This is a genomic window from Myxococcus faecalis, from assembly GCF_050039385.1.
Classification (GTDB): Bacteria; Myxococcota; Myxococcia; order Myxococcales; family Myxococcaceae; genus Myxococcus; species Myxococcus fulvus.
This window is the reverse complement of record NZ_CP144336.1, coordinates 2053786-2073989: the sequence shown is the minus strand read 5'-3', so window position 1 is coordinate 2073989 and position 20204 is coordinate 2053786. Positions and strand designations below refer to the sequence as shown.

Sequence of the window (20204 nt, the reverse complement as noted above, 5' to 3'; positions counted from 1 at the left end):
GCAACTCACGACTCACGGGGCACCTCGCTTCTTGCGGGACGCGCGCGCCGACGCTTCTGGCGCGGCAGAGGGGGGCGACGACGGCGGGGCTGTGGGGGCCTGCCGCTTCAGGGTGACTTCGCCCCGGCGGATGGCAGTAGCCACTGCGGGCACGGTGAGGGCCGCCTCGGGCACGTCCTCCAGCGACACACCCGTGGCAAGGGTGAGGGAGGAGGGCAGGCGCCGGCCACCACGGCCAGGCTGCACGCCGCAGGCACACGCGCCGCGCGCCAGGCAGTACGACTCGTGGGGCAAGAGGAAGGTGACGAGCCTGCCCAGGGCATTGGTGAGGGTGACGCTCATGAGGTGCCTCCGGAGAGAGAGTCCGTTTCGAGGTGAGTGCCGGCGACGGCCTTGCCGATGTCGAGGGGCAGGCCCTCGTCCACGTCGAAGCCGCGCACCACGAGGCCCCACGTGAAGGCGCGCACGTCATCGCGGCTGCCGAGCTGCGTGCGCACCTCGCCGTCCGCGTCCAGCTCCCAGCGCACGGTGCCGCGCGAGGTGTCCTCGGCGTCTCGGGCCATGGAGAGCCAGCGGTTGCGGTTGAGGAAGGTGGCGACGGCGGCCATGAGGTTGAATAGTTCGGCGGTGCGGTTGGAGGCCACCGTGAGGGTGAAGGCCAGGTCCACGGTGTACGCGGGGCGCCTGCGCACCAGCTCCGAGCCGGAGGGGCCCTGCCCGACGTCTTCGTGCAAGACGTTGGTGGAGTAGCGACGACTCTCGCGCAGCGTGGGGCCTGACAGCACCACGGAGGGCAGCGAGGCCATGGCGATGACGTTGAGGTCGTCTGCCACCGTGTCGTCGTAGTCGACGGAGACGCTGGCGCTGACGTTGGCCACCACCTGGCGCTTCAGCTCACGCAGCAGGGTGCGCACGAGGCGGGTGAGGTCCGCCTCCTTCGCGACGCGCGGGCGCAGGTAGCGGTACGCGCCCGGAAGGAGCGCGGCCTCTCCTGGGATGGGGCGTCCGTCTGCGGAGAGGTTGAGCAGCTCCACGTCGACGGTGCCCACCTCATGGGCCGGCGTCCGCACGTCCGCGAAGTGGCTGCCCGCCTCTTCACGGACGGAGAGCACTTCCGCGCGCACTCCACCCAGGCGCACGGCCACCCGCGCGGCGAAGCCCGTGCCGGCGAGGCGGAGAATGTCGCCGCCGCTGGTGGGGCCCGAGGAGGGCGTCACGGAGGTGAGGGAGGGGAGGGCCATTACCCGGGCCCTCCGAGGCCCAGCTCCTTCGCCACGCGCGCGAGGAAGCGGCGGTTGGCGCCCTGCCGAAAGCGCGCGAAGGCCGGCCGCAGGAAGGGCCGCGCGGGCGTCTGCGTCACAATGACGCCGCGCCCACTGCCGCCGGTGCGCGCTTGGCCGGCCTGGCGCAGCAGCGCGAAGAGGAAGCGTCGCATCTTCGGCGTCATGGGGATGACGACGGGCGGCCCGCCGTACTCCTGGAGCTGCGCCACGTCGACGAGGGACTCGCCGTCAGGACTCTTCGCGGTGCGCGAGACGCCGATGAAGGCCTCGTCGCCCTCGACGACGACGGAGATGGAGTTGCGCAGCGCACCGGAGACGAGGAGGGCCTTGGTGCCGTTGAAGCCCGCGAGCTGGCGCGCCGCCAGCGTAAGGGGCGAGGGAGGGCGGAGCGGCTCGCCACCAGGTGCCTGCTGGGTGAGGCCCTGCACCACCTCCTTGCGCAGGGCGTGCGCTTCCTGACGCAGGGCCGTCTGGAGCGCACCCTCAAGGCGCGACGAGCCCGCCGCCAACAGTTGGCGGGCCCGTGCCCAATCTCCGGTGCGAGAGACGGCCATGCGAGTCTCAGCCCTTCTTCGCCCGCAGGTGAGGGACGTGCGAGTTGAGCCACTCCAGGGCCACGTGCGTGGCCTCACTCACCACCGCGCCGTGGCGGACGGACACGGAGGTGAGGGCCAGGGAGTGCGCAGTGACTTCCACGTCCTCCGGCCGGCAGCCGTAGTGCTTGAGGCCCTCGGCGATGGGGCGCACGGCGGGCACGCTGCCGTAGCGCCAGAAGTGCAGCTCCAGGTTGCAGGTGTACGCCTCGGCCTCGTAGCGGGCGCGCGCGGAAGCGCTGGTGAGGTAGGCCAGCTCGTAGCTGGGGCCCTCCTCGTCGTGCTGGACGACGTGCTGGTGCTCGTGGGCGCACACCACCACCTGGGCCCACAAGTCCCAGCCCGACTTCGGCATGCCCACCTCGAAGGGCAGGTAGAGCGTGCGCCCCACGGTGGTGGCGTACTTCTCCAGGAAGCGCTGCCTGTCGAGAATGCCCATGCGCCGAAGCACCTCGGCCGCCAGCTGCATTTCGAGGGAGTCGGCCTTGTTGGCCGTCTTCGTGCGGAAGCGCTCCTGCATGTGCTGGTAGAAGGCCCACACCTCCGCGGGCTGGAGGTCGCGCTGGAAGAGGCCGCCCACGCCGGGGAGGGACTGGAGGTAGCCCTTCACAGGACACCTCCGGCCTCGGCGCCCGCGTCCACGGTGCCGGCGTCGAAGGTGCCCGCGTCCAAGGTGGCGGGCAGGCAGGTGTGGCCGGCGACGCCCTCCTCGTTGACGTAGGCGCAGGTGAAGGTGGCGTTGCTGTGCTCGCTGACGGCGTCGCAGTCAGCCAGCACCTGCCAGTTGCCGTCGCCGTTGCAGATTTGCGCGACGTTGCCAGCGCACCGGGTGGACACCGGCGCGCACCCATCCGGCGCAAGGCAGCGAGGGAGGAAGGCGGTTGCGAGAAGTGGGGCGAGTAGCAGTGCTTTCATGTGAGTCCTCGGGCTTGGGGCCTGTCGTTGAAGGTGACGAGTAGGAGGTTGCGGCGAGGCCTCCGGCGGTGGAGTCCGAAGCCCGTGGGGCGCGCCTCCGTGACGTACAGCCCGGGCGGCGTCCTCACGGCCTGCACGAGCGCGCCCGCGACGTCGTAGAGGGCGCCCAGCCTGTCGCTGGGGCGGATGAGCGAGTCGCCCGTGGCCGCGTCGACGAGGCCGAGGCGCTCGAGGTCTCTGAAGTGGAAGACGAGTTCGAAGCTCGTCCGGGGGCTGTTGCCGGAAGGAGTCATGCGCAATGACTCAAAGGCATCCGGCTCCACCTGGCAGGGGACACGCACGGGCGGAAATTCGCGGCGGAAGGCTTCGGCAAGGCCGTCGTCGTCCGAGTCCTCCAGCGCGGGCTCGCGGAAGTCCGCGTCGTACCCGCTGGCATGGGGGCCTGGGCCGGGCCCCGCCATGGCGGCGGTGTCCAGGCGGTGCAGCTCCGCGAGGAAGGGGAAGATGAGTCTGCCCCGCATCAGGCCGCTCCGGGCAAGGAGGGCTTCATGTAGGGCGAGAGCAAGAGGTCCACCTCTGGCTCTCCAGTGAGTGGCCGCACCGAGGGGCGGACAGTGTCGAGGCGGTAGCTCTGCTCGCGCGTTCGCTCCTCCACCACGCGCCAGCGCGTGCGCTCCTCCAGGGACGCCTCGTCCGCCAGCGGCGAGAGGCTGCGCAGGACGAGGAGCATGCAGGCGCGGCGGATGGCGGGCGGCGTGCGACCCTCGGGCGTCCCGTCCGCCTCGGTGTAACCCCAGCGCGCGCCCACCGTGACGTTGCCCTCGCCACGCGGGAAGACGCGCCCATGGCGGAAGGTGAGGCGAGGCCCGTCGAAGCCCGGGCTCACCGGGGCCCCCCCCACCACCAGGCGCTCCTTGGAGAAGGACACGTCCTCCCCATGGAGTGCCAGGCGGTAGAGGCGAATGGGGGGCACTGGCAGCCAGAGGGACGGAGTTCCGCGCCCGTCGAGGTGCAACGTCGCCGAGCGCGGCTCGAAGTGCCACCCCGTCACCTTGTCGATGGTGCGCGTGGCCTCTTCCAGGAGGACGGCCAGGCGGGTATCGCCCGCCATGGCCGGGGTGACGCCCTCGGCGCGCATGTCGGCCACCGTGGCGTACACGTCAGTCCTTCTCCCGCTTGGCGCGGCGCGTGTCCTTCTCCTCGCTGGCCTTCGGGAGGTCCTCCGTCGTCAGCGTGCCGGCGGGCCGCGCTGGACTCAGCTTCAGCTCATCGCTGGCGCTGCGCTTCACGCGGGCCTCGTCGGCCTCGGCCGCGTCGAGGGCCTTGGCTTCGGCCTCCGTGCTCACGTCGAAGGCGAGCGGCGAGTAGGCGTCACCGGGCAACTGGCGCACCGTGCGCAGGTAGTCCGCCACCGGCTTCTCCACGCGGTACCAGCCGCGTTCCTCTTGAAACTTGATGCCGGCATATGTGTAGCGCCGCAGCACGTGGCCCCGGCGCGCGTCGTAGGCCTTGAGTCGGACGAGATAGGTGTTGTCCATGGTGGGCCTCACAACTGCACGTTGATGGCCTTGGCCGTGCCCGGCTCCTCCGCGAACTTCGCGTCGAAGCGCAGCGTGGCCACCACCTTCAGCGTGCCCTCGGAGATGTCGCGCGCCGACTCGATGCGGATTTGCCGCCAGATGCCGACGTGGATGTTCTTCGGGTTGCACAGGAGGATGGCCGTGCGGTCATTCGTCGCGCCGAGGTTCTCCGGCCACAGAGGAATCGGCCGCACCGGGACGCCCGAGTAGAGGACCGGCGCGTCGCCCTCGAGGAACTTGTCGCCGACAGCCGTGGCCCTCTCCGCCAGCGTGCTGCGGTAGTCCAGGTCCGCGTCTACGCTGGTAAGAGGAACCCCATACTGCTCTTGTCGCGCAGGTGCTCCGAGGGCAGCGACTTGAGCAAGTCGCCGAGGACGTCCTTGGAGATGGGCGCTCCGGCCGCGTCCACGACGTTGCTGGTGGCCTGCTTCAGGACTCCGTCCAACGTGGCCAAGAAGGGGTCGGCGGAGGCGGTGTCCCCGTTGACGAGGATTTCCTCCATGTCGCGGGAGATGGCGTCCGCCATCATCTCCATGAGCGTCTGGCGCAGCTCGCCGCGCTCAATCGAGTCCTCCAGCACCTCGTCGGAGAGGCGCACCTCGCCCTTGAAGAGCTTGGCGTCCAGCTCCACCTGGGAGAGGTCCGGCTTCACGCGCTGGGCTGCGGGGACGGCGGTGGCCTCCTGACCGGGACGGAGGATGCGGCTGCCGAACTTCAGCTTGGAGAACTGCTGCTTGGGCGCCGCCATGGGGACGACGGTGCACTGCTGCAGCAGGACGGACTGCTTGATGAGGAGGCGCATGAACTTCTGCGCCTGGGCGGGCTGGAGGATGCCGCCGCCGGCCGTGAGGTCGGCGAGGGCCAGGTCCGCCTTGGCCAAGAGGGTGCTGTTGTCGAGACGGCTCATGGGGATTCCTTCGGCGTTGAGGCTTCCTGGTGGCGGGTGGGGACGTCAGACGTCATGGAAGGAGAGGGCCTTGTCGACGCTCTCCCGGTTGAGGGGCTTGTTGAGGTCGAGCGGCCAGCCGACGTCCTCGACGGTGGGCTTGGGCGGACGCTCCGCGGGGGCGGTGCTATTGGGCAGGCCGAACTGCTTCTCCACGCGGCCCAGCCTCTGGTGCTGCTCCTTCACACTGCCCTCCAGCGCGCGGACGGCGTCGGTGAGCTTGGTGAGGCTCTCGTGAAGGCCGGGGGCATCCGCGCCCGGCGTTGGCGTAGGCGCGGGCGGAGTCGGAGGCGGAGCGGGGTTGGCCGTCTTTGCACGCGCCTCGACGTCATCCTCCTCCTCGTCCTCTTCCTCGTCCTCACCCTCCAGCGCGTCGGCCAGCGCGCGCAGGTGCTGGGCCACCTCCACCACGCGCACGCCGTCGATGCCGTCCGTGGAGGCCAGCGCCTCGACGAGGGCCGTCACCGCTTCGAGGGCCTGCTGGGCCGTGGCGAGGAGCGCGTCATTGGCCTTGGAGGTGTCCGAGGCGGCGCTGTTGGCGCCTTCGGCCTGTGGGGTGTCCTGGGGAGCGTCGTCCATGGTGTCTCCGTCTCGCTTCACGAGGAGGAAGCGGTGCTTGTTGGCGGCCCTGTCCACGAGGGAGACCTCCTCCACCACCATGTCGATGAGGCGGTGGACTGGGGCGGGGCCTTGGGCGGTGGTCGTCATGCGGCCTCCGGCTGGGAGTCAGCGGCAGGTGTGTCGGAAGGGGGCGTCTTGGAGGCAGGAGAGGCCTCGGGGAGTCGGCGCGCGGTGCCGCCAATCGAGAAGCCCGTCAACTGGCCGTCCTTCACCCGGCCCCAGAGCTCATCGGAGAGGACGCGCACGGCGAAGAGCCACGTGCCCTTGCGCACCGGCACCTCGCCCAGGTTGAAGTCGACGGGGGCCAGGTAGCTCTCCAGCACCTTCACGTGCCCGTTGACGCGCATCTGGTGCATGAGGCCGAGGCCCCCGAACTCCTCCATGAAGCGGTGCGCGGCCTGACGAATCTCCGCGGCGGAGTAGATGTCGCCCTGCGCGTCCACCGTCTCCGGCTCCAGGACGACGCCCAGGACGTACCGCTCGTCGTCGGGCTCGACGCCCTTGAGGAGGGACGTCGTGGCGACGAAGGGTGCGGCGCCGGGCGGCTCCTCCGGTTGCCAGTCGTTGAGCGCGAAGTCCGCGTCACTCTCCAGCGCCTTCGCGGCGGGCTGGTAGTTGGAGACGAGGAGCTGCGTCAGCACGGAGGAGCCGCCCACGCCGCGCATGGCGGCGATGGTGCGAGGCGTGCGGATCCGCTTCACGAGGAAGCCGGAGCCCTTCAGCAGCCCGGGCAGCTTGCCGCGGATGCCATACGTCATGAGCCAGCGGCCCTTCAGCGATTTGAGGACGCCGTAGAAGCGCTCCTCGTCGAAGTCACCCTCGCCGACGTCGACGTTGTAGCCAGGGTAGGGCGGGTCCAGGAAGAAGACGGTGTCCTTCCCGTCGTACTTGCGGACCACCTTCTCGTAGTCGCCGCCGTACACCTTCACGCGCTTGAGGCGCGGGGCGAACTGCTCAATGCGCGCGAGCGTCTTCGCCTCGACGCCCATGCCGTTGGGGCTGACGCTGCGACCGCGCAGCTTTCCGTAACTGAAGTGCGTCAGGTAAAGGAAGCGGTGCAGGCGCTCCACGTCGCCCTTGGGCTTGGAGTCGAAGAGGCTCTTGAAGGTCTTCTCGTCGCCGACCCACGGCAGCTTCTTCAGCTTGGCGAGGCCCGCTGGCGTCAGTTTCTGGAGGAGGCGGTATGCGTCCGCAATCTCCGGGTCCGCGTCGTTGATGGCCTCGACGTCCGAGGGCTCCTTGGCAAAGAGAACGGCAGCGCTGCCGGCGAAGGGCTCCACATACGTCTTGTGCGCGGGCAGCATCGCCACCAGGCGCTTCGCCAGGCGCTTCTTGCCCGCCGGGCTTCCCCAGATGGTTTTCTCCACCGGCTCGCCCTGGAGGGACTCCAGGACGTGACGAGCCCGGGCGAGGGCCTTCGTAAGGGCGTTACCCATCGCGGAGGCCCTCCGGGTCGAAGCCCCACGCCAGCTCCCCGGACGTGGGGAGGTTCAAGTCGCGAGGCCAGACGACGGACGTCGCCTCGGCCTTGGCCGTGGAGGTCGACTCCTGCGTCGTTGCGTTGCCCTCCGCCGTCGGAGGTGAAGTGGGGGTAGGTGTCGAGGTGGCCGGCATGGCGTTTCGTCTCCGGAAGAGACAAAGGCCTGCGACGCGAAATCGGGGACATCACTAAGTGATGGCGAGCGTCGTGGTGCGGCAGAGGGCGTGGAAAGGAGGGAAGCCCACGCCCGCGTCCGCGAGCTGCCTGTCCGAAGCGAGTGCGCGGAACTCGCCCACGTCGTCGCGTGTGCCGGCGGCGGAGCGGAGCACCTCGGCCAGGCGCGTCTCCTGGCCTCCTCGGTTGACGTAGAGGAGGGTACGCCCGGTGTCCTCGTCCAGGCGCTCCCTCACCCAGGGCAGCTCCTGCTTCACGTCCTCCGGCCGCTCGAGGGACTCCAGGCGCTCGAAGCGCTGGAGGGCCTCGCCTACGGAGAATGTCTTCCCGTGGAGGAAGCGGCACACCTGGGTGGTGGCCTCGTCGAGGACGGCCTCGATGCGGTAGCGGCGGATGCCGGCCTCGGCGTAGCTGCTCACCTGGGCGAAGGAGCGCCCCTGGCTGACGAAGTGGCTCGCCACCACCTCCCAGTAGAATGGGGCCCTCTCGATGAGGGCGCCGCGCGCGGCGCGCTCCAACGACTCGGCGATGTCGCTTCTCCCGAGGCCGGCCTCCAGCCCCTCGGCCACCAGACGACGGGCCTCCTCGCCGAAGGCGTCCAGCCGGCGCCCGTACTCGTCCCGCACGAAGTTGCCCTGGGTGCGGACGATGTGTTGGGCCACGCGCCTGTCGACGGCGTTGAAGCGGGCGGCGAGGGCGAGGCCTTGCTCGCGTCGGGCATGGCTGCGAGTGGAGGCCACCACCTCCTCGGCTGCGTCGCCGAGGGGCGCCTGGATGCGAGAGGGGATGACGGCTGTCCGCCGGCCGGCGGCCTCCAGGGCCTGGGCGACGAGGCGCCTGCGCTGGACTGCCGTCGTTGTCCTCCAGTCCACGTCGAGGACGGCCACCGCCTCCCGCATGGCGTCCACATCCGCGCGCCCGACAGCGCGACGGAGGCGTGCGGCGAGCAGGGCCACGGCGCGGTCCATGCCCGCGGTGGTGCCAACGTCGAGGGCCTTGGCCACCGGCAGCCGCAGGACGTCTCCAAGGAGAGTGTCTGCCACCGCCCGTGCCTCGTGCAGGAGGAGGCTGTCAGCGGGGGCCGTGCACACGGGGCGCCTCCTGCGTCACCAGCTCCACGGGGTTGCGGCGCCTGGCGCGCACCTCGACGCCAGCCGGAGTGGGGGAGAAGACGACGTCGTGGCTGGCCGAGCACCTGTCACACAGGGCGAAGACGAGGAGGCCGTTGCGCCACAGCGTCGTCGTCTCCTCCAGGGGGCCGCGCCTACGGCACATGCGGCACTCGAGGACGCCGCGCTCGGCGTCGGCCTGGGCCTGGAGCACCCACGCGCGCTGGAGGTGCTCGGGCGTCATGTGGACTGCCCCGAGAACCAGGTGTCGAACTCCTCGCGGGGGACGGGGACGTGCTCGGTGTCCAGGTACCGGCGGGCCAGCGCCAGGCGTCCTTGGGCCAGGCGCTCCTCCTCGGCCCGAAGCTCTTCTCGCAGCCCCAAGAGGCGCTTCGCCTCGCCCAGCAGCGAGTCCTTGTCCCTCCGGGGCTTCAAGTCTTCCACTCCCGTCTGGATGCCCGCCAAAGTGAGTGTGAGGGGGCGTCGGACCCAATCATCCGAAATCTTCCGGAACTCCCGGTGGAAGATGTCGCCGGCCAGGTGGCGGCCCTCCTCGGGTGTCAGCACGCCGACGCGCACCAGGCGCTCCACCATCTCCGTCATGCGCTCCGGGTCTCTCGTGGCCGTCGTCTGCGACCTGAACTTCCAGAAGCGCACGCCCATGTCGGCGAGCACCTTGCGGTTGAGGAGAAAGTCGAACTCGTCGCGCTCGGGCTGGAAGACTTGGTCCTCGGCGAAGCGCAGCTGCGCCTCCGCCACCGAGCGGTTGAAGTCACGCCCGTCGCCGCGCAACAGCGGTGGCAGACGGAAGGCGCTGCCCACCTTGTCGATGTTGCGCTGGTCGTACTGCTGAAAGAGGGCGTCCTGCTGCTGGGCCTCCGTCAGGGGGCGCAGCTCAATCTTCGCGCGGCCTCCGTCGCCGGTGCCGGCGCCGTCCGCCTCGAGGATGAGGATTTTGTGGAAGTTGGCCTTGCCCTTGAGGTTCTCCTCGATGAAGCGCTCGATGCGCGGCACTGACGCGTCGGAGAGCCTTCCTCCGGAGACGAGCAGCGCCAGGGGCGGGACGGACTTGTTGTTGAAGTAGAGGTAATTGACCTCCTCCATCTGCCGGGAGCCGAGCACGGACAGCAGGGTGCCCACCCAGCGCGGAATGCCGTAGGGAGAGCGCGGCGAGTGGATGGCGAAGTGGATGAGCTCCGTGGCGGGACCGTCGGAGGCGTCCGCGGCCTTGAGGGCGGCGACGTCCTTGAAGGCGCGGCCGGTGAGACGGGAGATGACGCGCGAGTCCCCGAAGGACTTGAAGTACACCCGCTCGTTGCCCTGCACCTGAATGTAGCGACGCAGGCGTCGGCGGGTGGTGACGGTGTCGAAGCTGACGGCGGAGATGCGGACGCGCTCGCGCATTTCGACGGCCTCCTTGTCCAAGGGGAGCAGGCGCACCGTGTACGAGGGGACGTAGACGAAGCGGGCGATGTCGCCCTTGCTATCGCGCAGCACCTCCCAGTACGCGTTGCCCGTCACCTCCAAGTCATGGCGTGTCCGCCTTCGAAGCTCGACGAAGCTGGAGTCGAAGCAGCAGAAGTCGAAGAAGGACTCCAGGCGGGCCTTCTCCACTCGGGCCTGCTGACGCACCTCCTCCGCGTGAGCCGCGACGTCCTCGTCCGTGGGGCGTAGGGGTGTCCCCGGCGGCAGCGTGCCCGCGTCACGCGCGGACAGACGCTCCAGGGCCATGGCGTCGGCGACCTTCTCCCTGGCGCCGTCGGCGTCGAAGTCGATGGCGGGCTCGAAGCGGAAGCCAAAGCCGTCGATGTTCGTCGCGTAGGCGTCGACGTTCTGCCTCAGCGAGTTGGAGTGCTCGACGAGGAGGCAGAGCGCTTCCGGCTCATATGGGGGCTGGAGCGCACCCGCGTCGGAGAAGGCCAAGGCCTCCTCTCCGCCAGGACGACTGGCGGGCTCGTCGACACGGGCGCCCACCACCACTGCCTTGAGGATGTCCTGGAGGCGCTCCTCAGCCTGGTGGACTTCCGCAGGCACTGTCACGGGCGGTCCTCCACGTAGGCCAGGAGGCCCATGGGGGTGTGGGAGACGGCGCGGACGCGCTGGCCGCGCGCTGCCAGCTCTGCGTGCAGCGCCTCCAGCAGGCCGTCGTGGGTGCTGGCCTCGACGGTGAACTCCGGCCCGGGGCGTGCCGCGCCCGAGGGGGGGGAGAGGACGAAGACTCTGACGACGCTCTGCACACGGGCCTCCCACACGAAGAAGAGGCAAGGCGCACGGTGGGAGGGGGGCCCCCTGCGTCAGGGGGCGTTGGGAGCCGCACGCCTTGCCTCCAGCGAAGACAAAGGCTTCGGGCCCGATTTCGGGGACATCGGGTGGGAGTGCTTTGCGGGTGTGTCGAGACGAACTGCGACACGCCAGGGCGGCTCGTCGCGTCGTCGATGGCGAAAGCGCTGTAGCCCTTCAGCTCCGAGGAGACACCATGGACACCTACCGCGTCGCCAGACTGCCCGCGCGCCTGCGCGGCTTCGCGCTACCGGACACGAGCCTGTCACCCGAGGGTTATGTCGAGGCGGGGGACTACCTCGTGCTCGAGGAGAGGGCCCGCTACCCCATGCCCGACACGGACTACGCCCGGTTGCTGGTGCCAAAGCTCGGCGCGCTCGACACCTGGGTGTGCACGCGCTGGCGCACGCAGCGCTACGCGACGCTCGTCTCCCAGGAGCGCGTCCCTGCCATGGCCCGGCTGTCGTTCGACAGCGAGCCGCTGGCCGTCTTGGAGGAGCGGCTCACCACGCTCCTGGGGGCGTTCCTCGACTACAGGTATGACGGGAGTCGGGCGTACTACCCGTGGACGCTGCAGGGCGTTCGTGTCCAGCTCGCGCCGCCCCGGTTGAACAACTGCTGCACCTTCGTCGAGGCCCTACTGGTGAAGGCCTTCTCCGAGGCGCGCGGCGCAGCCTTCACCTGGGACATGCGCCGCCACCGCCAGATGATGATCGCCTCCACCCAGGACTACTTCTCCCCCGTGACGGCTGCCGTCGAGTCCGGCATGGCGCTACTGGCGCCGTCGGCGGATGTGCCGTCCCACCCCTGGACACTCATCCAGGGGTGGCGCAGCCAGTGGGGCTCCGGGCACACCTTCCTTGTCGTGGACTACCATGCTGAGACGGACAAGGTGCTGGTGCTGGAGTCCAACTTCGCCTTCGGGCTCGATGGCGTCGGCTACCGGGGCCTCGGCAATCTGCGAGACGTCGGCCTCCAGCCGCCTGCGGACTGGTGGACGCGGAGCGAGGTGTGGACGTGGCGCCGCATCTGCTCGACGTACCCCTTCCGGCGGCAGGCCTGGCTGAAGGTCAAGGCGCGAACGGCAGCGAGGCGTTGAGCCTTTGGATGGTGGTGCGCTCCGCTCCGCTGCCTATGGGGCTATCGGGCGAGGGGTGGCGCAGCGTGGCCAGCTGCCGCGTCCCGGCCCATGGTGGGCAGCCCATGCGTGGGCTGCCACACCCTGGACCGTTCCGGTCCAGTCGGACTAGGAATGGGCGCGGAAGGCGGCGTAGTCGAGCAGGAGTTGCAGCAACTGGAGAATCAGGCCTGCGACGAGCAGGAGCCGGTTGAGCCGCTCGTTGGTGCCCTGGTTGTCCTGGTTCACGGTTCGTTCCTTCGGGGCGGAGTCCTACCGGCGGTATGCCGGTTGAGGCTCGTCCCGATGGCCTGTTCCGAGTCCCTAGTGGCCGAGGGCCGCAGAACATCTATGGCCCGGCACTGAGAAGGCAGGCAGCAGGTTGATGCCTGCGGCGACCGTGGAAAGGGAGCATGTCCTAGGTCCGGACTTGCGGGGCGCGGCGGCTAGACCGGCTCAAGATCCCTGACTTGCGACACGCGGTACTGGGCGCCACGAGGGCGCGGCATTGCCGGCGGGGTGCTGGGGGACCATGCCGGCGCGGTGCTGGGGGGACCATGCCGGCGCGGTGCTGGGGGGACCATGCCGGCGCGGTGCTGGGGGCCCACGAGGGCCGGTGTTTCGGCGCGGTGCGCTCAGCAGCCAGGCCCCGGTAGCCTTCAACCAATCACCCGCACCCCAATCTCCCCAGTGCCTCGTCGCTCGGGTCCCCGCTCTCGCTGGCAGGCCAATGCGACGGCCCAGAACTTGTCCGCGTGCCCGCGGTTGGTGCGCTCGGCGTCGAAGGACACCTTCCCCGAGGGCAACACACGGCGCTTGATGGAGTGAATCTGCCCGACAAGCTCACGCTGGCGCGGCAGGGTGACATCGCGGCGCTGGAGGAGAATCTTGAAGTCAGTCGCCCAGCGCTCCTTGGCCTCGTTGGTGAAGTTCTCCTCCACCACCTGGGGAAAGTCGCGGGCCAGGTTCATGTCGATGCCGCTACGAACGTATCCGTCCGGTCAGCGACGTGGCGTGAGCGGTTGAAGATGGGCGAGGTCTGTGCCCGACGGATGCCGGGACCGGAGGGGTGTTCAGGGAGTGGATTGTAGGTGTGACTCGGGCGGACCGGTGGTCTGCCGACGATTCCACTCGTGCGGCAGCAGCTCCGTGATGCGCGAGTTGGGATGCGTCTGGACACGAAGCAGGACGTCAGCCAGGTACATCTCGGGGTTGACGCCGTTGGCCTCGCAGGTGGCCACCAGGGCGTAGAGGCCCGCGAGGTTCTCACCTGCGGCCTCGTGCCCGACAAAGAGGAAGTTCTTCCGGCCCAGGGCGGCCTTTCTCAGCGCCGCCTCCGAGCGGTTGTTGTCCAAAGGCAGTCGCGCGTCCTCGACGAAGCGCGTCAGCGCTTCCCATTGCTTCGTCGCGTAGGAGAGGGCCTGCCCCATGGGGCTCTTCGGCGGGTGGCGCGGCGTCTGGACTGCGAGCCACGCGCGCAGACGCGCGAGAATACGAGTGCTGGACTCCTGGCGCAGCGCTCGGTGCGCGGCGGTGCCCACGAGGCCTGCGTCCCGCGCCTGGGATTCCACGCGGTAGAGCTCGAGGATGAGGTCCATCGCTTCACGGGCCTCAGGCGCGGTGGACAGCGCCTCGAAGAAGCGACGACGCAGGTGGGCCCAGCAGCCGACGCGAGTGCGGCCCTCCGGCAGCGTCACCGCGTTGTAGCCGGTGTACCCGTCCACCACGAGCGCGCCCGTGGTGCCTCCCAGCACGTCCTTGGGCGTCTTGCCCGCGCGCCCCAGGCTGAAGCGGTAGCCGATGAGCCACTCGCCCTGGGGCGTCTGGGTGAGAAACGTCCAGAGGTAGCCCCGGCGCGTCTTCTTCACGTCCAGTACGCGCAGTGGCGTCTCGTCGGCCCACACCACCTCCGCAGAGGCGATGCACTGCAGCAAGTGAGAGGACAAGGGCAGCAGCACCTCGGCGGACTGGTGGAAGAGGTCCGTCAGCGTGCTGCGACTCATCGGGACGCCGCCGCGCTCCATCCGCTGGGCCAGCCGGTGCAAGGGCATGGCGTCCGCGCACTTGGAGACCACGACGTGCGCCAGCAGGCCCGGCCCGTACTCGCCCTTGTCCACCACCTTGGGCGGCGCGGGCGCGGTGACGACGCCTCGGCCGCAGGCGCACGCCAAGGCCTCTTGCACGTGCACCTGCTTCTCGAAGAAGGCCGGCACGTACTCGTACACCACCGTCCGGCGCCCCTCTCCCAGGGACTTGAGGGCCTCGCTGCCACACGCCGGGCAGCGCCGCTCCTCGGCGGGCACCTCGTGCAGGACTTCGCGCTCCACGGCCCCGGCGGCCTTACGGGCCGCGCGCTCGCGTCGCGTCTGCAGTGCGCTCGCGGCCCGGGCCGCCTCGTCTTCCGGGCTGGTGGACGACGGCTTCAACTCCTTGGCCACCGGAGGCAGCTTCTCCGTCTTGCGGCCGAAGACGCGCCGCTCCAGCGCCGCCATCTTCGCCTCCAGCGACATCATCCGCTCGCGAAGCTCCTCGGCCTCCTCACGCCAGGGACAGAAGTGGTCTTGGGGCAGCTCGCGTGGCACCTGATGCCAACACCTCGCCGCGCCACGGCCTGTCGTCACGCTACGAGGACGTGCGCCCAGGTGGCGTCCAGGCGGGCGAGCGTTTGACGTCGGCGACGTCCATGCCGTCCAGCAGCATCGCCAACTGCGTCGCGTCCAACTGCACTGCGCTCGCGTTGGCGTCCACCTTGGGCAACCGGAAGCGGCCCGTCTCCAGCCGTTTGTACAGCAGTACGAAGCCTCCCCGGCTCCACGTCAGCACCTTGATGCGGTCGCCTCGCCTCGAGACGAAGGCGAAGAGGTGACCGGAGTAGACGTCCTCGCCCCAGGCGGACTTCACCAGCGCCATGAGGCCGTCAATCGACTTGCGCATGTCCACCGCCTCGGTGGCCAGCACCACGCGCACCGACGAGGGAAGCGTGAACACGCCTCACCTGCCCAGCGCGGCGACGAGCCGAGCCACGTAGGCGACGTCGGCGCCCGCGGGGAACCGCAGCCGTGCTCCGCTGGCCAGCACCACCTCAAGCAGCGCGGGACTCGGCGGTGCGATGGCCGAGACCTCCACCGGCAGCAGGCGAACTGCCGGGGTCCTCTGGGCGCGCTGGCGGCGGCGCCGGTACACCCACGACTGCAGCGTGCTCAGCCTCAATCCTCGCTGCGTGGAGAACTCCTTCTGCGTCAGGCCGCTCGCCTCGAAGGCCTCGGCGACCTGAAACCACTCCTTCTTCTCAACCGGCTTCGACATTCCGGCCAGGGTCCTCCACGACTGCTACCCCGGCAATCCCTCCCGCCACGTCGCTCGCCGGACGGTTACCTACGAACGATGCACAGGCGCCACAGTGTGAGGAACTGGCGATGGCGACTGATATCGCGAGACGGCCGCTAGTGTAGCCGCCACTTTCTGATTGCTACGGGTTGTCCCCGTAGTTTGCGGACATTGAGGCTATTTGGATGGGCTCATTCTCTCGTTCTCGACATAGGCGGTTGCCGCCGCCGCCGTTAGAGTGTCGAGAAGCTCTGGACTGTAATACTGGAGCCGACTTTCCCCGCTGCTGGTCTGCACGTGGTTGGGGGAGTCCAGGTAGCCAATGTAGTCATCTGCGAGTGAAACGACTCGGGTAGCACCCGACTCTGATTCTAGAGCTACACCCGCTGAGTATGTGACTTCGACTGGAACTAAGAGTAGGCTCAGTGGCCCTATGCGAAGGAGAGAGAGTTGAGCTGTGCTGGGGGCGAATCTGCAGAGGACATTGTCCCCAATGTTGCGGAGAAATCCAGGTAGGAGGCGGCTCGCATCAGCGCGAGGAAGGGGTGTACTCACCCGGGTAAATGTGAGCCTGCTGGCTTCGATTGGCTGGAGTGGAGTCTCTTTCGCTGCCCGTGCGAGGCTTGCTGCGAAAAGGCTTACGAGGGAATTTGTATCGGCGCTGGAGGTCGGGACGTTTGCCCTCGCATTGCCCACGGTCCCTTGGAAAAATAGGACGACACCCTCTTCTTCTTGTTCAAGGGTTTGGGAGAACTCTCCAGGATAGTCTGCTGATAGTTTTTTGGACTTGTGGGGGAATAGTGTGGGGTGTGCAGAGAATATCGTGAGCTCTGCGATTTTGGTTTGGTGGGAGCGAAAGACTGCCCGTGTAACTCGAGGGTCGGCTTGGGGCTCGGCTGCGTTGCGAGATGCAACGAGGGCTGGCGCGGTAGTTGTGCCGAACTCGAGTTTTACAGGGACGAGCGAGTTCGCTGCATTGACCAAGGCAGCCTCGACAGCTTGGATGATGGCGTTGTGCGCGGCCTCTCGGTAGATGCCAACACCACCTACCTGAAAAGGAAGGGAAGGCTCGTAGCTTCCCATGGAGGAGTGGGTATGTGTTGCCACAGTCCAGAGTTCAGATATTCCGAGTTTTTTGAGCGCTTGGGGGATGGAACTTGCGAGTGAGGGAGGGGGCGTTAGGAGTTCAATTGAGACCAAGCCAATGCGCACATGGCCCACTTGAAGGACAACGGCCCGGACGAAGAGCGGTGTCTGGTTAGCGTCTGCTTTGGGGCGAGCAGGGCCATAGCCTGCAATCGCGACTGGAAACGGCGGGGAAATTTCTGCCTTTCCCGCGCCCGCCTGTAGTGTGCCATGGGCAGTTTCGGAAGCCTGAATCGCTATCGAACCTCCGCCTCGAGGAGGGCACCAGTCCAGAGAGGAGACCACATAGGCGAGAAGGAGGGCGAGGAGGGCCACGGCTAGCCGCTTGTGCCTTGGACGAAAATGCGACCTCACGCTCATCTTCAATGGCTGCGTCCACGCCAGAGCCAAGTGCCTTTGGCGCGAGGCGGGGGAGTGTATTCATGCGGCACACGCCGTGCTTAGCATTGGTGGGCTGGCATGTCAATGCAGTGTGAGTAGATGGAGAGGGGCTGGCTTTCGCTCAAGCGCATCCACCTTCGGGCCAATCCTTGATTGAGGTTCAGCCCGAAGGGGAAAGATGACGCGTCAGTACATGCAGTCGCCGTTGCAGGGCTGCAGCCAAACTGCGCCGCATCCGGTGAAGACTACGGTGCAGGACGTTCCCCGAGTACAGAAGGTGAGGGGAGGGCAAAAGTCCTCAACGATGTTGCATTCGCAGTTCGCTTTGTTCCCGGCAAGCTGCTCCTGAGGGCCCAACGTTGCAAGCAGCAATGTCGTTTCGGTAGGGCCAAAGAGCTTTGTGGCAGCTTCTTTTTGCTTTGTAAGGTCGGGGCCCTTAGGGCTTGTTGCATTTGCTGCTTTCATGAAGAGCGAAGGGGCGGAGAGCTCGATGAGTTCCTGGATGAACTCTACCTGGCTCTCGCTCAGCTTGGGATGCGACTCAAGATAGTGCTCGAAGTGTTGCCTCCAGAGGGAGCTTTGGGTCTCAGGAGGCAAGGCTGCGAAGATGGCCTTGCGATAGGCCATGGAATGGCGTGAGAAGTCTTCGTAGTCGGATGGGAGTCGGCCGGCGTGTGCCTTGACCCAGGCTTCTGCTTCTGCGCACTCCTGGGCGTTTGCATGCTTGGGCGAGAGGAGGACTACCCATCCGAGTGCTATGGCTAGGGCGATGGTGAATGACTTTGGACTGATGTTGGGCACGCTATGGCTCCCGTGGTGGCCCCTGGCGCGAGGCGGTTGTGTGGCTAGATGCCCAGTGGCGAGTCGCCATTGGGTGGTTCTGTATGTTCTGTGTGTTGTGCTTGTCTGGTCAAGGGTGTTTTTGTTGGCCGTCATAGTGCGCTCGCACTGTTTTGCGTGGCGGTGCGCCGGTGTGGGTGGCGTGAATGGTGTTGTGGTATTTGTTTGTGCTTGCTTCTTTGGGCGGCTTTGGCGTGAGGGAGATTTATAAAGGGTGGCCGAGTCCGTTCGGGCTGTAATGGCTGCTCCTGTGGCTGCTGGCTGTGTTGATGGGCAGGCCAGCTCCTTGCCGTGACGGGAGTCAAGGATGCGTGAACTCCGCTGCAAGGCGTGGCGTGGGCCGTGTGTCCCTGCGTGGCGAAGTTAATTGCAAGCGGTGTTCTTGGTAGCGCTATCCAATCACCCGCACCCCAATCTCTCCGCTTCCTCGCCGCTCCGGTGTGCGCTCTCGCTGGCATGCGAGGGCGACGGCCCAGAACTTGTCCGCGTGCCCACGGCCCGTGCGTTCAGCATCGAAAGCCACCTTCCCCGAGGGCAAGACGCGCCGCTTGATGGAGTGAATCTGCCCGACCAGCTCTCGCTGGCGCGGCAGCGTGACGTCGCGGCGCTGGAGGAGAATTTTGAAGTCGGTGGCCCAGCGCTCCTTGGCCTCGTTGGTGAAGTTCTCCTCCACCACCTGGGGGAAGTCGCGGGCGAGATTCTCCGCGAGGTTCATCCCGATGCCGCTCCGGTCGACAGAAAGACGGGCGATGGGAAGGACGGAGAGCAGGCGGCGCAGGTGGGCTTCCTGTTCCGCGAAGGGGATGCCCTCGAAGCTGCGAAGGAGCCGGCAGGTGAAGCGGCCCGCCACCTCTTCGAAGACGGCCAGCTCCGAGCGATCTCTTGTGCGGCCCACGTCGAAGCCCGCCACCAGGCGCCCTTGCGGCACGGGCACGTCGGACGCGTCCTGCGCCAGCGGCAGCTCGGCGGTGGTGCACGGCAAGATGAGCTCGTAGGGGAGATAGCTGTAGGACTCGTCGACGTAAAAGGCATTCGAACTCCTGCTGGAAGTCCTCCAGCGGCAGGGAGTCGAACTGCTCGGTGAGGACGGGGCGCCCGAAGCGCGCGACGCGCTCCTCGGTGGACATGCAGGGGGCCTCCACCGAGGCGCGCTTCACGTCCAGGCAGAAGAAGCGGCACAGCCACCAGGGCACCAGTTGGCGGGTGTGGTGCGGGTACTTGCGCAGCTCCTGCGTGTCGATTTCCCAGAAGATGCCGCGCCGGCCGAGCGGGGTGCTGCCCCCTGTGAGTTGTCCATGCGAGCGCAGGATGAGGGCGGTGCTGCCTGTATAGACTTCGCGGTCGTTGACCAGGTGCGCCAGCTCGTCGAGGTAGACATCGCCGCGCTTGCCGCGCGGAGGCTTGGCGGGAACGGAGATGATGCGCGAGAGGCGCCGGCCTCGGGAGTTCGACTCGAAGGCCAGCTCCGTCTTGGCATCCGTCACGAGCTTCTTCTGGTAAGCAAGCGGCAGCTCCTCGTACACCTGCCGGGCGATGAGCACCTTCTCCACGGCGTCACTCAAGTTGTACGAGACGAACACCGCCGTGTGGCCGTCGCGCAGGTGGCACCGTGCCAGGGCCTCGAGCGCGAAGAGGAAGGAGAAGCCCACCTGGCGGCTCTTCGCGACCCAACGGAATCGGGAGCGGTTGCCGAGGAAGGACTGCTGGTACGGCTCCAGCACCACGGGCTCGTTGTCGTACTGGCACAGCCCTGAAATGAATCCGGACTCGGTGGCCAGCCACTGGGTGAGGTCATCCTCGGTGCGCTTGACGATGCCGAGTGTCACGGTGTCCCCCTTCAGCCGAGGCCGACGGAAATGGCCGAGGAACGAGCGGCATCCTCCAGGACGCCGAGCACCTCGGGCCGCCAGAGAAGCTCGCAGGCGGAATCCTCATGGGGGCTGAGGGGAACAGCCTCGGCGTACTCCCAGCCCGCGTCTGTCAGCTCCCACCTGCCACTCGCGGCTTGCCGCTGGAGGCCGCACGCCTCCAGGCGGAGGTTCATCGTCTGGATGGACAGCCCCACCTTCTGGCTGAGCTGCGCGGCGGTGAGGCGCGCGGGTGGCTTGGCGGCGGCAGATAGCCCCCTGCGATGGGGCTCCATCGTCAGCCCCGTGTCCGTGTGGATGGCGTCGAGCGCGCGGGCCGCTGCCAGCTCCGGCGTGAGGCTCGAGATGAACGAAGCGAGCGTCTTGGCCACTTCCAGGTGGGCCAGCACCAGGTCCTGGAGCGGTGAGACGGGAGCCAGGCGTGGCTGTGGTGACGGAGCACCTGACACCGTGTGGCTGCCCGTCTTGCGGTGTGCCTCGAAGTTGAAATGGGCCAGCGGATGCACAGCGACTCCTCTCGGGGAAAGGCCGAGGCCGCGCGGGC

At 67.9% G+C, this 20204-nt stretch carries 27 protein-coding genes; 2 read left to right on the top strand and 25 right to left on the bottom strand.

Annotated elements, in window-relative coordinates; genetic code table 11:
• Window positions 1-12 precede the first annotated feature (12 nt).
• The 17 genes from VZQ01_RS08085 to VZQ01_RS08005 form a co-directional block, all read right to left on the bottom strand.
• Entirely contained in the window at window positions 13-342 is a 330-nt protein-coding gene (locus VZQ01_RS08085; protein WP_426747428.1) for a hypothetical protein, read from the bottom strand.
• Complete coding sequence (locus tag VZQ01_RS08080) at window positions 339-1241, bottom strand: IPT/TIG domain-containing protein (RefSeq protein ID WP_426747427.1); 903 nt, start codon at window positions 1239-1241, stop codon at window positions 339-341. Before VZQ01_RS08080 ends, VZQ01_RS08085 begins: the two co-directional genes overlap by 4 nt.
• Entirely contained in the window at window positions 1241-1837 is a 597-nt protein-coding gene (locus tag VZQ01_RS08075) for a hypothetical protein (RefSeq protein WP_426747426.1), read from the bottom strand. The genes VZQ01_RS08080 and VZQ01_RS08075 overlap by 1 nt, the downstream gene beginning before the upstream one ends.
• A 7-nt stretch (window positions 1838-1844) precedes the next feature.
• Entirely contained in the window at window positions 1845-2486 is a 642-nt protein-coding gene (locus tag VZQ01_RS08070) for a hypothetical protein (protein ID WP_426747425.1), read from the bottom strand.
• On the bottom strand, window positions 2483-2713 hold the full coding sequence (locus VZQ01_RS08065; RefSeq protein ID WP_426747423.1) for a hypothetical protein: 231 nt from the start codon (window positions 2711-2713) through the stop codon (window positions 2483-2485). Before VZQ01_RS08065 ends, VZQ01_RS08070 begins: the two co-directional genes overlap by 4 nt.
• Before the next feature lie 74 nt (window positions 2714-2787).
• A complete protein-coding gene (locus tag VZQ01_RS08060) occupies window positions 2788-3312 on the bottom strand; it encodes a hypothetical protein (protein ID WP_426747422.1) in 525 nt (174 codons plus the stop codon).
• Window positions 3312-3950 carry a hypothetical protein gene (locus tag VZQ01_RS08055; RefSeq protein ID WP_426747421.1) on the bottom strand — a complete coding sequence of 213 codons (639 nt, stop codon included), beginning with the start codon at window positions 3948-3950 and terminating at the stop codon, window positions 3312-3314. Before VZQ01_RS08055 ends, VZQ01_RS08060 begins: the two co-directional genes overlap by 1 nt.
• Window position 3951: 1 nt before the next feature.
• Window positions 3952-4329, bottom strand: coding sequence for a hypothetical protein (locus VZQ01_RS08050; RefSeq protein WP_426747420.1), 378 nt, complete (start codon window positions 4327-4329; stop codon window positions 3952-3954).
• Window positions 4330-4337: 8 nt separating this feature from the next.
• Window positions 4338-4565 carry a hypothetical protein gene (locus tag VZQ01_RS08045; protein WP_426747419.1) on the bottom strand — a complete coding sequence of 76 codons (228 nt, stop codon included), beginning with the start codon at window positions 4563-4565 and terminating at the stop codon, window positions 4338-4340.
• Window positions 4566-4666: 101 nt separating this feature from the next.
• On the bottom strand, window positions 4667-5278 hold the full coding sequence (locus VZQ01_RS08040) for a phage major capsid protein (RefSeq protein ID WP_171442062.1): 612 nt from the start codon (window positions 5276-5278) through the stop codon (window positions 4667-4669).
• A gap of 45 nt (window positions 5279-5323) precedes the next feature.
• A complete protein-coding gene (locus VZQ01_RS08035; protein ID WP_426747418.1) occupies window positions 5324-6025 on the bottom strand; it encodes a hypothetical protein in 702 nt (233 codons plus the stop codon).
• Window positions 6022-7374, bottom strand: a complete 1353-nt coding sequence (locus VZQ01_RS08030) for an XkdF-like putative serine protease domain-containing protein (RefSeq protein WP_426747417.1) — start codon at window positions 7372-7374, stop codon at window positions 6022-6024. Before VZQ01_RS08030 ends, VZQ01_RS08035 begins: the two co-directional genes overlap by 4 nt.
• On the bottom strand, window positions 7367-7552 hold the full coding sequence (locus VZQ01_RS08025; protein WP_426747415.1) for a hypothetical protein: 186 nt from the start codon (window positions 7550-7552) through the stop codon (window positions 7367-7369). The genes VZQ01_RS08030 and VZQ01_RS08025 overlap by 8 nt, the downstream gene beginning before the upstream one ends.
• Before the next feature lie 54 nt (window positions 7553-7606).
• The gene (locus tag VZQ01_RS08020) at window positions 7607-8683 is read right to left on the bottom strand and encodes a head morphogenesis protein (protein ID WP_426747414.1); all 1077 of its coding nucleotides are present in this window, start codon (window positions 8681-8683) and stop codon (window positions 7607-7609) included.
• The gene (locus VZQ01_RS08015; RefSeq protein ID WP_426747413.1) at window positions 8664-8867 is read right to left on the bottom strand and encodes a hypothetical protein; all 204 of its coding nucleotides are present in this window, start codon (window positions 8865-8867) and stop codon (window positions 8664-8666) included. Before VZQ01_RS08015 ends, VZQ01_RS08020 begins: the two co-directional genes overlap by 20 nt.
• A gap of 74 nt (window positions 8868-8941) precedes the next feature.
• Window positions 8942-10741 (bottom strand): phage portal protein, encoded by a 1800-nt coding sequence (locus VZQ01_RS08010; protein ID WP_426747412.1) that lies wholly within the window; start codon window positions 10739-10741, stop codon window positions 8942-8944.
• Window positions 10738-10938, bottom strand: a complete 201-nt coding sequence (locus VZQ01_RS08005) for a hypothetical protein (RefSeq protein ID WP_426747411.1) — start codon at window positions 10936-10938, stop codon at window positions 10738-10740. Before VZQ01_RS08005 ends, VZQ01_RS08010 begins: the two co-directional genes overlap by 4 nt.
• Before the next feature lie 239 nt (window positions 10939-11177).
• Here VZQ01_RS08005 and VZQ01_RS08000 point away from each other — a divergent pair, with 239 nt between their 5' ends.
• The gene (locus tag VZQ01_RS08000) at window positions 11178-12080 is read left to right on the top strand and encodes a hypothetical protein (RefSeq protein ID WP_426747410.1); all 903 of its coding nucleotides are present in this window, start codon (window positions 11178-11180) and stop codon (window positions 12078-12080) included.
• 677 nt (window positions 12081-12757) lie between these two features.
• Here VZQ01_RS08000 and VZQ01_RS07995 read toward each other — a convergent pair.
• The 7 genes from VZQ01_RS07995 to VZQ01_RS07965 all read right to left on the bottom strand — a co-directional run bounded on the left by VZQ01_RS07995 (window position 12758) and on the right by VZQ01_RS07965 (window position 18774).
• Window positions 12758-13069 (bottom strand): terminase, encoded by a 312-nt coding sequence (locus tag VZQ01_RS07995; protein ID WP_426747409.1) that lies wholly within the window; start codon window positions 13067-13069, stop codon window positions 12758-12760.
• A gap of 102 nt (window positions 13070-13171) precedes the next feature.
• Entirely contained in the window at window positions 13172-14611 is a 1440-nt protein-coding gene (gene tnpC, locus VZQ01_RS07990; protein ID WP_426748942.1) for an IS66 family transposase, read from the bottom strand.
• Window positions 14612-14720: 109 nt separating this feature from the next.
• A complete protein-coding gene (gene tnpB, locus VZQ01_RS07985; protein WP_426747408.1) occupies window positions 14721-15086 on the bottom strand; it encodes an IS66 family insertion sequence element accessory protein TnpB in 366 nt (121 codons plus the stop codon).
• 3 nt (window positions 15087-15089) lie between these two features.
• Window positions 15090-15404, bottom strand: a complete 315-nt coding sequence (tnpA, locus tag VZQ01_RS07980; RefSeq protein ID WP_426747407.1) for an IS66 family insertion sequence element accessory protein TnpA — start codon at window positions 15402-15404, stop codon at window positions 15090-15092.
• Window positions 15405-15602: 198 nt separating this feature from the next.
• On the bottom strand, window positions 15603-16931 hold the full coding sequence (locus VZQ01_RS07975; RefSeq protein ID WP_426748941.1) for a neutral/alkaline non-lysosomal ceramidase N-terminal domain-containing protein: 1329 nt from the start codon (window positions 16929-16931) through the stop codon (window positions 15603-15605).
• 207 nt (window positions 16932-17138) lie between these two features.
• Window positions 17139-17753: a bacteriocin fulvocin C-related protein gene (locus VZQ01_RS07970; protein ID WP_426747406.1), complete on the bottom strand. Its 615-nt coding sequence runs from the start codon at window positions 17751-17753 to the stop codon at window positions 17139-17141.
• Between the two features lie 430 nt (window positions 17754-18183).
• Entirely contained in the window at window positions 18184-18774 is a 591-nt protein-coding gene (locus VZQ01_RS07965; RefSeq protein WP_426747405.1) for a phage terminase large subunit family protein, read from the bottom strand.
• 313 nt (window positions 18775-19087) lie between these two features.
• Between VZQ01_RS07965 and VZQ01_RS07960 the strand changes: the two genes are divergently transcribed.
• A complete protein-coding gene (locus VZQ01_RS07960; protein WP_426747404.1) occupies window positions 19088-19546 on the top strand; it encodes a hypothetical protein in 459 nt (152 codons plus the stop codon).
• An 83-nt stretch (window positions 19547-19629) separates the two neighbouring features.
• Here the strand turns inward: VZQ01_RS07960 and VZQ01_RS07955 are convergent, their stop codons facing one another.
• Entirely contained in the window at window positions 19630-20166 is a 537-nt protein-coding gene (locus VZQ01_RS07955; protein ID WP_426747403.1) for a hypothetical protein, read from the bottom strand.
• Between the last annotated feature and the right edge of the window lie 38 nt (window positions 20167-20204).